We start from the raw sequence: 15,647 nt of genomic DNA, 5'->3' as shown, positions 1-15,647 counted from the left end.
CATAGAATCTCCCACAGGTTCTATGCAAGGCTCAGGCTCCAGGAGGTCCCTGTGGGAGCTGGCTTGCCGGCGATAGGGCCAGCCCAGGCACTACACCTTTGAGCCTTCATGAAACTTGTTTCATGCCCGTTTTATTTACTTAGGCTGCTAACAAACTCTATAAAGAAGGTGTGCGACAGAGTGTCGCAGCCCTCTCAAGAAGTGGAGTTTAACGATGACAGTCCAAGTAACCGAACGCGACGAATCGAAAATGTCCCACGAAGGCGTGGCCGCTGGTGTACGCATCTGGGATGTGCACCAGCAAGGTCAACTGGTCGGCATGTTCCACAATGAACACGAGGCCCACCAGTACCGGGCAGAGCTCGAGAACCTGGAAAAGCAGCGCACTACGCAATGACCCCATTCGTCATGAAAAACCCCGCCGAAGCGGGGTTTTTCGTTTTTACCACATCAGATCGTCAGGGATCTTGTAGGCCGCGTACGGGTCATCTTCGTCCGCTTCCTCAACATGGGTGTTCAGCAACAGGATACGGCTGGGGTCGCGTTCCTGGATCTTCACCGCTGCTTCGCGCGGGATCACCTCGTAACCGCCGGCATGGGCCACCACCGCCAACGCACCGTTGCTCAGCTTGGTACGCATCAGCGCGTTGACGGCGATACGCTTGACCTTCTTGTCGTCAACGAAGTTGTAATAGTCCTCTGTGCTCAGCTTGGGCAGGCGCGTGGCTTCGATCAGTTGCTTGATCTGTGCGGCACGGGCCTTCTGCTCCGCCTTTTCCTGCTGCTGGCGGTTCAGCTCCTGGTCGCGCTTGACCTTTTCGGCCATGGCTTCCTTGGCCAGACGCTGCTGGCTGTCGTCGACGTCGACCTGGCCTTTGTGCTCCATGCGCTTCTGTTTCTTTTCAGCTTTGTTGGTCTGCGAGACCTGTTTCTGGTTGACCAGACCGGCTTTGAGCAATTGGTCGCGAAGGGAAAGGCTCATGAATGTTCACTCACTTATGCAACAGCTCAGCCGCAGCTGGGCAGGTTCTTTTCCTGACGCTTGGCTTCGCCCCACAGGGCGTCCAGCTCGTCAAGGTTACACGCTTCAATAGGGCGACCGCTGTCGCGCAATGCCTGTTCGATAAAGCGGAAACGCCGCTCGAACTTGCGATTGGCGCGGCGCAGGGCATGTTCCGGATCTTGCTTGAGGTGGCGCGCCAGGTTCACGGCCGCGAACAGCAGGTCACCGACCTCATCTTCGAGCGCATCGGCATCGCCATCGGCCATGGCCTGTAGCACTTCGTCCAGTTCTTCACGGACCTTGTCCAGCACCGGCAGCGCTGCAGGCCAGTCGAAGCCGACCGTGGCCGCACGCTTTTGCAGTTTGGCCGCCCGCGACAGCGCCGGCAAGGTCGTGGGTACGTCGTCGAGCAGGGACAACTGCTCAGGCAGGCTTTTTTCCGCCCGTTCCTGGGCCTTGATTTCTTCCCAGCGCGACTTGACCTGGGCCTCGCTCAAGCGGGGGGTGTCCAGCGGCGCATACAGCTCACCCGTGGGGAACACATGCGGGTGGCGCCGAATGAGCTTGCGGGTGATGCTGTCGACCACGCCATCGAACTCGAAACGCCCCTCCTCCCTGGCCAGCTGGCTGTAGTAGACCACCTGGAACAGCAAGTCGCCCAGCTCACCCTGCAGGTGCTCGAAGTCACCGCGCTCGATGGTGTCGGCGACTTCGTAGGCCTCTTCGAGGGTATGCGGGACGATGCTCGCGTAGTTCTGCTGCAGGTCCCATGGGCAACCGTACTGCGGGTCGCGCAGGCGGGCCATGAGGTGCAGCAGGTCTTCGAGGGTGTAGGTCATTCAGGCAGGTCCTTCGATGGTGGCTTCTTCGCGGGCTTGCCCGCTGCCACAGGATGGATGCAAGTTTCGAAAACTGCACCGTACCTGTGGGAGCGGGCAAGCCCGCGAAGCAGGCGCCGCGGTCTCAAGGGGTACGGTTACGCCGCGTCTCGATGATGTTCGGCAACTGCGAGATGCGCCCCAACAACCGCCCCAGCGCGTCCAGGCCTGGAATTTCGATGGTCAGCGACATCAGCGCGGTGTTGTCTTCCTTGTTCGAGCGGGTGTTCACCGCCAGCACGTTGATCTTCTCGTTCAGTAGCACCTGCGACACATCGCGCAGCAACCCCGGGCGGTCGTAGGCACGGATGACGATGTCGACCGGGTAGGTCTGCACCGGTATCGGCCCCCAGCTCACCTGGATCATGCGCTCCGGTTCCTTGCCTGCCAGTTGCAGCACCGAGGCGCAATCCTGGCGGTGAATGCTCACGCCACGGCCTTGCGTGATGTAACCGACGATGGCATCGCCCGGCAGTGGCTGGCAGCAGCCGGCCATCTGCGTCAGCAGGTTGCCAACCCCCTGGATCTGGATGTCGCCACGCTTGCCGGAACGCGGCCCGGCAGGCTTGCGCGGCACCAGTTCGATCTGCTCGATGCGCTCGGGCTCCAGCAACTGCTGGGCAGCGTTGACCAGGTGCGCCAGGCGCAGGTCGCCAGCACCGAGCGAAGCGAACATGTCTTCGGCGGTCTTGACGTTGGTTTTCTCAGCCAGGCGCTCGAAGTCCACCTGCGGCAGGCCCAGGCGGCTGAGCTCCCGTTCGAGCAAGGTCTTGCCGGCCGCCACGTTCTGGTCGCGCGCCTGCAGCTTGAACCAGTGCACGATCTTGGCCCGGGCCCGCGACGTGGTGACATAGCCCAGGTTGGAGTTCAACCAGTCACGGCTCGGGTTGCCGTGCTTGCTGGTGATGATCTCGACCTGTTCGCCCGTCTGCAGGCTGTAGTTCAGCGGCACGATCCGGCCGTTGATCTTGGCGCCGCGGCAGTTGTGGCCGATTTCGGTGTGCACGCGGTAGGCGAAGTCCAGCGGTGTCGCACCCTTGGGCAGGTCGATGGCATGCCCGTCCGGGGTAAACACATAAACCCGGTCCGGCTCGATGTCGACCCGCAGTTGCTCGGCCAGGCCACCGATGTCGCCCAGCTCTTCGTGCCATTCCAGCACCTGGCGCAGCCAGGAGATCTTTTCTTCGTAGTGGTTGGAGCTTGGCTTGACGTCGGTGCCTTTGTAGCGCCAGTGAGCGCACACGCCAAGCTCGGCCTCCTCGTGCATGCCGTGGGTACGGATCTGCACTTCCAGCACCTTGCCCTCAGGCCCGATTACCGCCGTGTGCAACGAGCGATAGCCGTTCTCCTTGGGGTTGGCGATGTAGTCGTCGAACTCTTTGGGGATGTGCCGCCACAAGGTGTGGACGATGCCCAATGCGGTATAGCAGTCGCGAATTTCCGGCACCAGCACACGCACTGCGCGCACATCGTAGATCTGGCTGAATTCCAGGCCTTTGCGCTTCATCTTGCGCCAGATCGAATAAATGTGTTTTGCCCGGCCGCTGATGTCGGCTTTCACCCCGGTGGCCAGCAGTTCGTTCTGCAACTGGTTCATCACGTCGCTGATGAACCGCTCGCGGTCCAGCCGGCGCTCGTGCAGCAACTTGGCGATCTGTTTGTACTGCTCGGGCTCCAGGTAGCGGAAGGACAAGTCCTCCAGCTCCCACTTGATATGGCCGATACCCAGGCGGTGCGCCAACGGCGCATAGATGTCGAACACCTCACGCGCGACGCGCAGGCGTTTCTCATCGTCGGCCGCCTTGACCGCACGGATAGCGCAGGTCCGCTCGGCCAGCTTGATCAGCGCCACGCGTACGTCGTCGACCATGGCCACAAGCATCTTGCGCAGGTTTTCGACCTGCGCCTGCGAGCCCAATACCAGCGACTGCCGCGGGCTGAGGCTGGCGCTGATGGCGGCCATGCGCAGCACGCCGTCGATCAGCTTCGAGACCACCGGCCCAAAGCGCTGGCTGACCTCGGCCAGCGTGACCTTCCCCTCGCGCACCGAACGGTAGATGACCGCGGCCACCAGCGAATCCTGGTCGAGCTTGAGGTCGGCGAGGATTTCGGCAATTTCCAGCCCTGCCTGAAAGCTGGACGTGCCGTCCGCCCAGGAATGCTTGGCGGGGTTGCCCTTTTTTTCGACCTCGTGAGCAAACTCGCAGGCTTCTTTCAGCGCTGCGCGATCCAGTGCCGAATCGACACTTACCACATGATCCAGCCATGCATCGAGATTGATACTGCCGTCCGTGTTGACCGGCTGGTGCACTCTCACCTGTACCATCTTGTTTTACCTTTCCATACAGCGCTGCACTCACGGCGGCGCTGGCGATCACCGTACAGCCACCCTTCCGTGGCGGCCGCACCAAGGGGCCAGTCAGCTAGCCCGCTTCGAATAACGCCATGGCCTCGACATGCGCCGTTTGAGGAAACATGTCGAGAATCCCGGCCCGTGTTAACCGGTACCCCTGGCCGGCCAGCACCTGGGCGTCTCGCGCCAGTGTGGCCGGGTTGCACGATACATAGACCAGCCTGCTGGCCTTGAGGCGGGCGATGCCTTGCACCACCTCGTAAGCACCGTCGCGCGGTGGGTCCAAGAGTACCGCAGAAAAGCCCTCGGCGGCCCATCCGGTGCCGGCCAATGGCTGCGATAAATCGGCCTGAAAAAACCGTGCGTTATGCACATTGTTGTTTCTGGCATTGGCCGCGGCCCGATCGACCATGGCTTGCACACCTTCCACTGCCACCACTTCACGCGCCTGGCGTGCCAGCGGCAGGGCGAAGTTGCCCAGGCCGCAGAACAGGTCGAGCACCCGCTCATCGGCCTGCGGCGCAAGCCAGGCCAGCGCCTGCTCGATCATCGCCGTATTGACCTGGGCGTTGACCTGCACGAAGTCGCCAGGGCGCCAGGCCAGCTCAAGCTGCCACGGCGCCAGGGCAAAGCCCAATGGCGCCGCAGGTCCGACGGGCGCCGGTTCACCTTCGCCTTGCAGCCATAACTGCGCGTTGGCCTGCTCGCAGAACGCCTGCAACCGGGCCAGGTCCTGCGCCGGCAATGGCGCCACATGGCGCACCAGCAGCGCTTCGGCAGAGCCGCTGAACAGCTCCACATGGCCCAGGGCCTGCGGTTTTTCCAGCGAACGCAGCACGGTCGGCAGGTGGCGCAGAATCGACTGCAAGGGCTGTACCAGCACCGGGCAATCGTCGATGGCGATGATGTCCTGGCTGGCTTCGGCACGGAAGCCGACGTGCAGCTCACGCGCCTTGACGTCCCAGCGCACTGCCACGCGAGCACGGCGCCGGTAGCCGAACGCCGGCCCGCTGAGCGGTGGCGCCCAGGCGTCGGGCTGCACACCGGCCACCCGTTGCAGTTGTTCGGCCAAGGTCCGCTGCTTCAGCGCCAGTTGCGCCTCGTGCGGCAGGTGCTGCAGGGTGCAGCCACCACAGCGGCTGTAGTGCCGACAGGGCGCTTCACGGCGCTCGGGGCTGGCCTGCAGCACACGCTCCAGGCGGGCCTCGACCACCTTGCCGCGTGCATTGAGCACCCGCGCTTCCACGGCCTCACCGGCCAGGGCGCCACTGACGAACCAGGTACGCCCTTCATGGAAGGCAATGCCACGGCCGTCGCCGGCCAGCCGCTCGATGTCCAGGCGCTGCTTCTTGCCCACGGGGACCTGGGGGCTGCGGCTACCGCCGGCCGGCTGGAAGCGCAGGCCGCTGTTGGTTTTTTTCTTGGTCATTTAGCTGGGATCGAACAGGCCGGTGGACAGGTAACGGTCACCGCGGTCGCAAATGATCGCCACCATTACTGCATGCTCCACTTCACGGGACAGGCGCAGCATGGCGGCAACCGCACCACCGGAAGACACGCCGCAGAAAATGCCCTCTTCGCGGGCAAGGCGGCGGGTGGTGTCTTCGGCTTCCTGCTGCGACATGTCGACCACACGGTCTACGCGCGTGGCGTCGAAGATCTTCGGCAGGTACTCCTGCGGCCAACGGCGGATACCCGGGATGGCCGAACCTTCCATCGGTTGCAGGCCGATGATCTGCACCGCCGGGTTTTGCTCCTTGAGGTACTGCGAGCAGCCCATGATGGTGCCGGTGGTCCCCATGGAGCTGACGAAATGGGTGACGCTGCCCTGTGTCTGCTGCCAGATTTCCGGGCCGGTGCTGTTGTAGTGGGCAACCGGGTTGTCACCGTTGGCGAACTGGTCCAGCACCAGGCCGCGGCCTTCACGCTGCAGCTTCTCGGCCAGGTCGCGGGCACCTTCCATGCCCTCTTCCTTGGTCACCAGAATCAGCTCGGCGCCGTAGGCGGTCATGGCCGCCTTGCGCTCAGCGGTGGAGTTGTCCGGCATGATCAGGATCATCTTGTAGCCCTTGATCGCCGCTGCCATCGCCAAGGCGATGCCGGTATTGCCGGAGGTGGCTTCGATCAGGGTGTCACCGGGCTTGATCTGGCCACGCAACTCGGCGCGGGTGATCATCGACAGGGCCGGGCGGTCCTTCACCGAGCCGGCGGGATTGTTACCTTCGAGCTTGAGCAGGAGGGTATTGCTGGTTTGGCCAGCAATGCGCTGCAGGCGAACCAGTGGCGTATTGCCGACGCAATCGGCGATGGTTGGGTACTGCAAGGTCATGGTGTATTTCACAATCCGGACGGCAGGGGCGCCTATCATACCGGCAAACCCTTCCCGGCCATATCACGCAATCTGTAGTGGATATAGCTACAGGCTATATGACGGGGGCTGCTGCACCGGCAACCTCATGCACAGGCGTAACCCGCGCTTGCCGTTCTGCGCCCACAGCGTGCCACCCTGGCGCTGGATGGCGCTGCGGGCAATGCTCAGCCCCAGGCCAAAGCCACCCACGCCGGGCCGCGAACCGTCCAGGCGCAAGAACGGCGCGAAAATCCGCTCCAGCTCATCGTCGCCCACGCCACCGCCCTCGTCTTCCAGCCACAGGCACCAGTAGCCACCTTCACGTTGCCCACCCAAGCGCACGACACCGTCGGCCGGCGAATACCGAATGGCATTGCGCAGCAGGTTCTCCAGCGCCTGGGCCAAGTGGTTGAGGTTACCCTGCACCCAGCAACCGTCTGGTACTTCGCAACGCAGCCGCGTGGGCGCCCAGCCACTTTCATAGCAGGCATTCTCGGCCAGCAGGTCCCACAAGGCCTGAACCTCGATCGGCTCCAGGTTCATCGGCGCACGCTCGGCGTCCTGCCAGGCCAGTTGCAGGGTTGCCTCGACCAGTTGCTGCATGCCGTCCAGTTCCCGGCCGAGGCGCTCGCGCAGGCGTTGCAGATCGGTTTCCCCGTCGCAAGCCACGCGCAAACGGCTCAGGGGGGTGCGCATTTCATGGGACAAGTCGCGCAGCAGCTGTTGTTGCAGGGTGACGGTGCCCTGTAGCCGCTCGGCCATCTGGTCGAAGGCGCGGGCCAGTTCCCCCAGCTCGTCGTGCCGGGCGATGAGCCGCGAATCAAGGCGAGCCGAAAGCTGGTCGGCACGCCAGGCCCGGGCCTGCTCGCGCAGTTGGTTCAACGGCACGATCAGCATGCGGTACAGGCCCACGCACAGCAGCAAGGTGAACAGGCCCGGGATGATGCCATTGGTGATGATGCGCCACAGCACGCGGTGCTGGTCCGGGTTGAAGCGCCTGGGCAGTTCGATCACCAGCATGCCCTGCTCGGGCGCACCGGGGAACGGGATGCGTAGCCACGGCTGCTCGACGCTGCGCCGGCTCATCGGCCAGTCGACCCCACGCAGGCGGGTCAGCCGCTGCATGATCTGCGGGTTGAGGGCCGCGCTGTCGAGCGGTTTCAGGTTGATATCGAGCACACCCACCCAGCCATGTTCACGCTGGTGCATCGCCGCCACCCACTGGTCCAGCCCGGCCCGACCACCGCTGCGCCAGGCCTGCTCGGCCTCGCTGGCATAGCCGCGCAAGGTCTGGCGCGCCGGCTCCGACAAGAAGGCGTTCTGCAGCTCCATGCGCTGGCCCCAGGTGTAGCTGAGGCCGATCATCAGCAGGCAGAAGCCGACCAGCAGGATGGCCAGTTTCCAGAACAGCGAATGGCGGTCGAGCATGCTATTGCGCCTCAGCCACGCCGAACATGTAGCCCTTGCCCCATACGGTGCGGATCTGCAACCCCTGATAACCGATGCCCTTGAGCTTGCGGCGGATCTGGCTGACATGCATGTCCAGGCTGCGGTCGTGCCGCGAATAGCCGCGTTGCAACACCTGCTGGTACAGGAACGCCTTGCTCAGCACTTCCTCCTGGTTGCGGTAAAGGGTGTCGAGCAGGCGAAACTCGCTGGGGGTCAGCCCGGCCAGACGGCCATCAAGGCGCACATCGCACAGGCCCTCGTCGAAGTGCAGCGCGCCCGCTTCTTCCGGCGGCTGCGGCGCCTGGTAGCGGCGTTCGAGCGCTACACGGCGCAGGATCGCTTCAATGCGCACTTGCAGCTCAGCCATGCTGAAGGGTTTGGGCAGGTAGTCGTCGGCCCCGCGCTGAAAGCCGCTGATGCGGTCTGCCTCGGCGCCCAGCGCCGACATCAGAATCACCGGTGTGGTACTGCGCTGGCGCAACTGGGCCAGCGCATCCAGACCATTCAACCCAGGCAGCAGAATATCCATGAGCACCACGTCGAAGACCTGGCGGCCTGCCGTTTCCAGGCCCTCCAGGCCACTGCGGCACCAGGTGACGTGGAAGCCACCGCGCTGCAGCTCTTCATGCAGGTAGGCGCCCAGCACCGGGTCGTCCTCGATGGCGAGCACATTGGGGTTGTGAATAGCTACAGGACTCATTGGCAACTGCCATGCATTCTCAATTACGCGATTATTGTGTATGTGCGCCCTGCCAGGCAACCGCGATACGACCCGTGCTGCAGGATCGGCGCAAAACACCGACTAAACAGATGCAATGGCGTGCCAGGCAGAGTAACGTCGCGTCTTGGCCGTCACCTACTGACGGTGGCCAGGCACATCACAGGAGGCGAGTGTGCTCGATCGTTTGGGAATCCGCAGCCGGGTTCTGCTGCTGGCACTGTTACCGGCAGGCCTGATGGCGCTGGTGCTGGGCAGTTATTTCACCTGGCTGCAACAAAACGACCTGCGCACCCAGTTACTGCAGCGCGGCAAGATGATCGCCGAACAGCTGGCGCCGCTGGCCGCCCCGGCCATGGCCCGGTTGGCGCCTGCGCAGCTGGAGCGCATCGCCGCGCAAACCCTGGAGCAGAGCGACGTGCGCTCGGTTGCCTTCCTGGCGCCGGACCGCACGCGCCTGGCCCATGCCGGGCCGAGCATGCTCAACCAGCCACCCAGCGGCGGCACCGGCACCCAGTTGCTGCAGCGCAGCGGCAATGACGCCACCCGCTACCTGATGCCCGTGTTCGGCCACCACCGGGACCTGGCCACCGAGGCCGTGCCTGCCGAAGCCGAGCGGCTGCTGGGCTGGGTCGAGATCGAGCTGTCCCACGATGGCACCCTGCTGCGCGGCTACCGCAACCTGTTCACCAGCCTGCTGCTGATCCTCGCCTGCCTGGTGCTCAGCGGCCTGCTGGCATTGCGCATGAGCCGCTCGATCAACGACCCCATCGAACGTATCAAGCACGCAGTCAACCAGCTCAAGGACGGCCACCTCGAAGAGCGCCTGCCGACCATGGGCAGCCATGAGCTGGACGAACTGGCGCGCGGCATCAACCGCATGGCCGAAACCCTGCACAACGCCCATGAAGAACTGCAGCACAGCATCGACCAGGCCACCGAAGACGTGCGCCAGAACCTGGAAACCATCGAAATCCAGAACATCGAACTGGACATGGCGCGCAAGGAGGCACTGGAGGCCAGCCGCATCAAGTCGGAGTTCCTGGCCAATATGAGCCATGAGATCCGCACCCCGCTCAACGGCATTCTCGGCTTTACCCACCTGCTGCAGAAAAGCGAGATGACCCCGCGCCAGCTGGACTACCTGAGCACCATCGAGAAGTCTGCCGACAACCTGCTGGGCATCATCAACGAAATTCTTGACTTCTCCAAGATCGAGGCCGGCAAGCTGGTGCTGGACAGCATCCCGTTCAACCTGCGCGACCTGATCCAGGACACCCTCACCATTCTGGCCCCGGCCGCCCATGCCAAGCAGCTGGAACTGCTCAGCCTGGTCTACCGCGACACGCCTACGTCGCTGGTCGGTGACCCGCTGCGGCTCAAGCAGATCCTCACCAACCTGGTCAGCAACGCCATCAAGTTCACCCGCGAGGGCACCATTGTCGTGCGCGCCATGCTCGACGATGAGCATGAGGATCATGCCCAACTGCGCATCAGCGTGCAGGATACCGGCATCGGCCTGTCACCGCAGGACGTGCGTACACTGTTCCAGGCTTTCAGCCAGGCCGATAACTCGCTGGCCCGGCAGCCAGGTGGTACCGGCCTGGGCCTGGTGATTTCCAAGCGCCTGATCGAGCAGATGGGTGGCGAAATCGGCGTCGACAGCACCCCGGGCGAGGGCTCGCAGTTCTGGATCAGCCTGAACCTGCCCAAGGCGCACGACGATATCGAGGAACTACCGCTGCAAGCGCTGCTGGGCCGCCGTGCCGCCATCGTCGATAACCATGAACTGGCCCGGCAGGCCCTGGAGCACCAACTGCAAGACTGTGGCCTGAGTGTCAGCCTGTTCGCCACCTACGACCAGTTGCTGCAAGCCGTGCAGGCCGCCAGCCAGGCCGGGCAGCCGTTCGAGCTGGCGGTGCTGGGCGCCAACCTGGGCAACCTGTCGCCAGAACAACTGGGGCGCTACCATCAACAACTCGAACGCTACCATTGCCAGTGCGTGGTGCTGTGCCCGACCACCGAGCAGGCGCTGTACCACCCCTTCCTGCCCAATGGCCATGGCCAGTTGCTATCCAAGCCTACCTGCACGCGCAAATTGCGCCGGCTGCTGCTGGAGCTGGTCCAGCCCCGCCGCCTGCAGGGCGAGGTGAACAGCCGCAACGGCCCGCGGCGGCCGAAAATACTGTGTGTCGACGACAACCCTGCGAATTTGCTGCTGGTGCAGACGCTGCTCGAGGACCTGGGTGCCGAAGTACTGGCGGTCGACAATGGCTATGCGGCACTGCAGGCCGTGCAGCAGGAACCCTTCGACCTGGTGCTGATGGATGTGCAAATGCCCGGCATGGACGGCCGCGCCTGTACCGAACAGATTCGCCGCTGGGAAAACACCCAAAGTGGCAACCCATTGCCGATCGTCGCCCTCACCGCCCATGCCATGGCCAACGAGAAACGCGCATTGCTGCACGGTGGCATGGATGACTACCTGACCAAGCCGATCAGTGAACGGCAACTGGCACAGGTGGTGATGAAATGGACCGGTCTCAGCCTGGGCACGCCGCAGCAGGCGCCGGCTGAACCCACCGGCAACGGCGATGAACTCAAGGTGCTCGACCCGCAAGAAGGCCTACGTCTGGCAGCCGGGAAAGCGGGCCTTGCCGCCGATATGCTGAACATGCTGCTGGCCTCGCTGGAGGCCGACCGCGAAGCCATCCGCGCCGCGCGCCTGGCCAATGACCATGAGGGCCTGATCGAACAGGTACACCGCCTGAACGGGGCTTCACGCTATTGCGGCGTGCCGCAGTTGCGCGCGGCGTGCCAGCGCAGTGAAACCTTGCTCAAGCAGGAAAGCCCGCAGGCCCAGCAGGCACTGGATGAACTGGATGCGGCGATCAGCCGCCTGGCAGCCCAGGCGCGGTCGAGCGCTTGAGCTCACTGCCAACAGCTACCCCGGACACGCCCGACAAAGGAACCCTGACCATGCGCGCGCTATTGTTCAGCAGCCAGCATTACGACCAGGAAAGCTTCACCCGAGCCGCCAGCGGTAACCCCCTGGACCTGCATTTCCAGCCTGCCCGCCTGAGCCTCGACACCGCAGCGCTGGCCGACGGCTACGAGGTTGTCTGCGCCTTCATCAATGACGAACTGGACGCCCCGGTGCTGCAGCGCCTGGCCGACGGCGGCACGCGCCTGATCGCCCTGCGTTCGGCCGGCTACAACCACGTCGACCTGGCCGCTGCGCAACGCCTGGGCCTGGCCGTGGTGCGCGTACCCGCCTACTCACCGCACGCGGTGGCGGAGCACGCCGTGGCGCTGATCCTGGCGCTCAACCGGCGCCTGCACCGGGCCTACAACCGCACCCGTGAAGGGGACTTTACCCTGCATGGCCTGACCGGCTTCGACCTGCATGGCAAAACGGTCGGGGTCGTGGGTACCGGCCAGATCGGCGCAGCCTTCGCCCGCATCATGGCCGGTTTCGGCTGCCAGTTGCTGGCCTACGACCCCTACCCCAACCCAGAACTGCTGGCCCTCGGCGCGCGCTACCTGCCACTGCCCGAACTGCTACGCGAAGCACGCATCATCAGCCTGCACTGCCCGTTGACCGAACACACCCGGCACCTGATCAACGCCCGGAGCCTGGCCGAAGTCCAGCATGGCGCCATGCTGATCAACACCGGCCGCGGCGCACTGGTCGACACCCCGGCACTGATCGACGCGCTGAAAAGCGGCCAGCTCGGCTACCTGGGGCTGGATGTCTATGAAGAGGAAGCCCAGCTGTTCTTCGAGGACCGCTCCGACCTGCCGCTGCAAGACGATGTGCTGGCACGCCTGCTGACCTTTCCCAATGTCATCATCACCGCACATCAGGCGTTCCTGACCCGCGAGGCGCTGGCTGCGATCGCCACTACCACGCTGGACAACATCAACTGCTGGGCGGCAGGCAATCCACAGAATCTGGTCATGGGTTAATGCTAGGATACGCGGCATTTCTGGAGGACCCATGGTCGAGCACGATTTCCGCTATACCCTTTTCAACCCGCAACACACCCTGATCGAGTGCCGCGCCCTGGTGCCAGGCCGCTATCAGGTCACTGGCAACGGCGGTTCGATGCACAAAGGCGATACCCTGCTGGTGACCCTCAAAGGCAGCAAGGACCTGGCCATGCGCCTGACCGTGGAGAGCGTGCGCCACCTGATCAACCCGCGCGGCCAGTGGGTTGCCGTGGCCAGTGGCCCGGTGTTCAACGCGCTTGAAATCCTCAACTGGAAGGTTGAGTGCGACCACTGTGACGCCGCCCTGGACTTCGAGTTCGCCGTAGACGCCAAGCTGGGCAAGCAAGCCCGCCAGCCTGCTGCCAGCGCACGTATCGCCGAGCTGGGCTGGGCCAGCCGTGGCGACAAGCATGTGTGCCCGCGTTGCCTGGAGAGCGCCGAGTGAAGAATCTGCTGACCGGCGCGCTGATTGCCACCGGCCTGCTCGGCTGCGCTGCACAACCTTTGAAGTTGCAGCAGGAGCGCAGCTATGTGCTGGAGTGGATTGGTGAGCGCCCGTTGATCGACTACAGCCACCTGACCCTGACCTTGGCCAGTGATGGCCGTGCCTATGGCAATGCCGGGTGCAACCACTGGTTTGCGCCCTACACGCTGGACGGCGAGCACCTGAGCTTCGGCAAGGTCGGCAAGACCCGCAAGCTGTGTGCGCCGGCGCTGATGGAGCAGGAAAAACGCTTCCTGCAGGCGCTGGAAACGGTGCAGCGCTGGGATGTGTCGCCCATCGAGCAACTGCGCTTCTGGCCGGCCGAGGGCAAGCCGCTGCGCTTCTGGCCTGAAGAAGGCTGAGCGCAGCTGCAAGCTTCAAGCTTCAAGCTTCAAGAAAAAGCAGATCCTAGCACCGGCCTGCTTTTCTTGTAGCTTGTAGCTTGTAGCTTGTAGCTTGCAGCTTGCAGCTTGTCACCCCTGCTTCAGGGCCTTGATCCTGGCCTGCAGCCCTTCGAGGGTCTGTTCGCCCAGCAACTGCTCACGCACCTTGCCCTTGTCATCGATGATGTAGGTTACCGGCAGCGCCTCGCTGCGCGGCAGGTCATAGCGCTCGGCCGGGTCCTGGGCCAGTACGGTGAACCCGATGCCCAGGGTTTCGGCGGCCTGCTTCAGGTCCTGGCCCTGCAAACCATCGAAATTCACCCCCACCACCTTGATACCCTCGGCCGCCCATTGCTTGGCCGCGGTATTGAGTTCCGGGATTTCAGTGCGGCACGGGCCGCACCATTCCGCCCAGTAATTGAGCACCAGCCAGTGCCCGTCGATCTGTTCGGCCTTAACCGTATTGCCGTGCTGGTCTACGCCATAATCGGCACCGCAACCACCGAGCATCAGGCTCGCGGTGATGGCCAGTACTGCTGCCAGACGCCTTGCCATGGGTCAATCCTTCTCGAGTTTTAAAGCAAACTGGTCAGTCGCTGCGGTTAGAATAGCCGCCACAACCAGCTGGATGCGACCCCACATGACTGACCTCACGCTCTATCATAACCCGCGCTGCTCAAAATCCCGCGGCGCGCTGGAACTGCTCGAAGCCCGTGGCCTAACCCCGGTCATCGTGCGCTACCTCGAGACCCCGCCAGACGCCGCCACGCTCAAGACCTTGCTCGGCAAGCTGGGCCTGGCCCCACGGCAGCTGCTGCGCACGGGTGAGGATGAATACAAGGCATTGAACCTGGCCGACCCTGCACTGACCGACGCACAGCTGATCGAGGCCATGGTCCAGCACCCCAAGCTGATCGAGCGGCCGATCCTGGTTGCCGGTGACAAGGCGGTGATCGGTCGCCCACCGGAAAAAGTGCTGGAGATCCTGCCGTGAGCCAATCCTACATCCTGGTGCTTTACTACAGCCGCCATGGTGCCACCAGCGAAATGGCCAGGCAAATCGCCCGCGGCATCGAGCTGGCCGGCATGGAAGCGCGCCTGCGCACGGTGCCGGCGATTTCCACCGAATGCGAAGCCGTGGCCCCGGACATTCCGGCCAGCGGCGCGCTGTACGCCACCCTCGACGACCTGCGCCACTGCGCCGGCCTGGTGCTGGGTAGCCCGACCCGCTTCGGCAACATGGCGGCACCGCTCAAGTACTTCCTCGATGGCACCAGCAGTCTGTGGCTGGGCGGTGAACTGGTAGGCAAGCCCGCCGGTGTGTTCACGTCTACCGCCAGCCTGCACGGTGGCCAGGAAACCACGCTGCTGTCGATGATGCTGCCGCTGATGCACCACGGCATGCTGGTAATGGGCCTGCCCTACAGCGAATCGGCACTGCTGGAAACCCGCGGTGGCGGCACCCCTTATGGCGCCAGCCACCATGCCGGGGCAGACGGCAAGCGTGAACTCGACCCGCACGAGATCGCCCTGTGCCGCGCCCTTGGCCAACGCCTGGCGAGCACCGCCAAGGCCCTGGAGGCCGCGCGTGGCTAGGAAGCCCAAGGTGTTGCCGCCGCTGGCTTGGCTGGCACCGCGCTTGCGCCTGACGCGGGCGCTTAGCCTGGCATTTTTCTTTGGCCTGATTGCCCTGCTGGTGGTGAACAACCTGTGGTTCGCCAACCTGCATGGGGCTCGGGTCGAGGTGATCCTGGCGATCGAACTGGTGCCGCTGCTATTGCTGCTGCCGGGCATGCTGCTGGGCAGCGCCCGGGCGCATGCCTGGACCTGCTTCGTGGTGAACATCTACTTCATCAAGGGCGTGCTGGCAGCCTTCGACCCGGCGCGGGCGGTGTTTGGCTGGGTTGAAGTGCTGGTCAGCCTGGGGCTGTTTATTGCCGGGCTGCTGTATGTGCGCTGGAAGTTCCAGCATGAGCGGCGCATGGCCGGCGAAGGCAGTTGAGTCAAGGGGCTGCCTTGCAGCCCAATCGCCGGCA

At 63.9% G+C, this 15,647-nt stretch carries 16 protein-coding genes; 8 read left to right on the top strand and 8 right to left on the bottom strand.

The window, feature by feature from the left end; translation table 11 throughout:
* Positions 1-214 precede the first annotated feature (214 nt).
* Positions 215-397: a hypothetical protein gene (locus G1E_RS22070; protein WP_009684295.1), complete on the top strand. Its 183-nt coding sequence runs from the start codon at positions 215-217 to the stop codon at positions 395-397.
* A 45-nt stretch (positions 398-442) separates the two neighbouring features.
* Here the strand turns inward: G1E_RS22070 and G1E_RS22065 are convergent, their stop codons facing one another.
* From G1E_RS22065 to G1E_RS22035, 7 genes are all read right to left on the bottom strand, one after another.
* Entirely contained in the window at positions 443-982 is a 540-nt protein-coding gene (locus G1E_RS22065; protein WP_009684294.1) for a DUF2058 domain-containing protein, read from the bottom strand.
* A gap of 26 nt (positions 983-1,008) precedes the next feature.
* Positions 1,009-1,842, bottom strand: a complete 834-nt coding sequence (gene mazG, locus G1E_RS22060; protein WP_009684293.1) for a nucleoside triphosphate pyrophosphohydrolase — start codon at positions 1,840-1,842, stop codon at positions 1,009-1,011.
* A gap of 124 nt (positions 1,843-1,966) precedes the next feature.
* Positions 1,967-4,207: a GTP diphosphokinase gene (gene relA / locus G1E_RS22055; RefSeq protein WP_009684292.1), complete on the bottom strand. Its 2,241-nt coding sequence runs from the start codon at positions 4,205-4,207 to the stop codon at positions 1,967-1,969.
* Between the two features lie 97 nt (positions 4,208-4,304).
* On the bottom strand, positions 4,305-5,663 hold the full coding sequence (gene rlmD, locus G1E_RS22050; protein ID WP_009684291.1) for a 23S rRNA (uracil(1939)-C(5))-methyltransferase RlmD: 1,359 nt from the start codon (positions 5,661-5,663) through the stop codon (positions 4,305-4,307).
* Positions 5,664-6,563, bottom strand: coding sequence for a cysteine synthase CysM (gene cysM, locus G1E_RS22045; protein ID WP_033690658.1), 900 nt, complete (start codon positions 6,561-6,563; stop codon positions 5,664-5,666).
* 87 nt (positions 6,564-6,650) lie between these two features.
* On the bottom strand, positions 6,651-8,012 hold the full coding sequence (locus G1E_RS22040; RefSeq protein ID WP_009684289.1) for a sensor histidine kinase: 1,362 nt from the start codon (positions 8,010-8,012) through the stop codon (positions 6,651-6,653).
* Between the two features lies 1 nt (position 8,013).
* The gene (locus G1E_RS22035; RefSeq protein ID WP_009684288.1) at positions 8,014-8,733 is read right to left on the bottom strand and encodes a response regulator transcription factor; all 720 of its coding nucleotides are present in this window, start codon (positions 8,731-8,733) and stop codon (positions 8,014-8,016) included.
* A gap of 193 nt (positions 8,734-8,926) precedes the next feature.
* Here G1E_RS22035 and G1E_RS22030 point away from each other — a divergent pair, with 193 nt between their 5' ends.
* Genes G1E_RS22030 through G1E_RS22015 form a run of 4 tightly spaced genes read left to right on the top strand, consistent with a single transcriptional unit; the run spans position 8,927 to position 13,590 of the window.
* The gene (locus tag G1E_RS22030; RefSeq protein ID WP_009684287.1) at positions 8,927-11,680 is read left to right on the top strand and encodes a response regulator; all 2,754 of its coding nucleotides are present in this window, start codon (positions 8,927-8,929) and stop codon (positions 11,678-11,680) included.
* Positions 11,681-11,730: 50 nt separating this feature from the next.
* Positions 11,731-12,720, top strand: a complete 990-nt coding sequence (locus tag G1E_RS22025) for a 2-hydroxyacid dehydrogenase (RefSeq protein WP_009684286.1) — start codon at positions 11,731-11,733, stop codon at positions 12,718-12,720.
* Positions 12,721-12,751: 31 nt separating this feature from the next.
* A complete protein-coding gene (locus G1E_RS22020) occupies positions 12,752-13,189 on the top strand; it encodes a hypothetical protein (protein ID WP_009684285.1) in 438 nt (145 codons plus the stop codon).
* Complete coding sequence (locus G1E_RS22015; RefSeq protein ID WP_009684284.1) at positions 13,186-13,590, top strand: META domain-containing protein; 405 nt, start codon at positions 13,186-13,188, stop codon at positions 13,588-13,590. The genes G1E_RS22020 and G1E_RS22015 overlap by 4 nt, the downstream gene beginning before the upstream one ends.
* Positions 13,591-13,701: 111 nt before the next feature.
* On the opposite strand, the gene G1E_RS22010 is transcribed toward G1E_RS22015, so the two are convergent.
* Positions 13,702-14,166 (bottom strand): TlpA disulfide reductase family protein, encoded by a 465-nt coding sequence (locus G1E_RS22010; RefSeq protein WP_009684283.1) that lies wholly within the window; start codon positions 14,164-14,166, stop codon positions 13,702-13,704.
* 85 nt (positions 14,167-14,251) lie between these two features.
* On the opposite strand from G1E_RS22010, the gene arsC reads away from it, so the two are divergent.
* Genes arsC through G1E_RS21995 form a run of 3 tightly spaced genes read left to right on the top strand, consistent with a single transcriptional unit; the run spans position 14,252 to position 15,613 of the window.
* The gene (arsC, locus tag G1E_RS22005; protein ID WP_009684282.1) at positions 14,252-14,605 is read left to right on the top strand and encodes an arsenate reductase (glutaredoxin); all 354 of its coding nucleotides are present in this window, start codon (positions 14,252-14,254) and stop codon (positions 14,603-14,605) included.
* Positions 14,602-15,207 (top strand): NAD(P)H:quinone oxidoreductase, encoded by a 606-nt coding sequence (wrbA, locus tag G1E_RS22000; RefSeq protein WP_047150109.1) that lies wholly within the window; start codon positions 14,602-14,604, stop codon positions 15,205-15,207. The genes arsC and wrbA overlap by 4 nt, the downstream gene beginning before the upstream one ends.
* The gene (locus tag G1E_RS21995) at positions 15,200-15,613 is read left to right on the top strand and encodes a DUF2069 domain-containing protein (RefSeq protein WP_029887454.1); all 414 of its coding nucleotides are present in this window, start codon (positions 15,200-15,202) and stop codon (positions 15,611-15,613) included. Before wrbA ends, G1E_RS21995 begins: the two co-directional genes overlap by 8 nt.
* Positions 15,614-15,647 lie beyond the last annotated feature (34 nt).

The organism is Pseudomonas sp. TJI-51, from assembly GCF_000190455.2.
GTDB classification, from domain to species: Bacteria; Pseudomonadota; Gammaproteobacteria; order Pseudomonadales; family Pseudomonadaceae; genus Aquipseudomonas; species Aquipseudomonas juntendi.
This window is presented reverse-complemented; position numbering and strand designations above follow the sequence as displayed.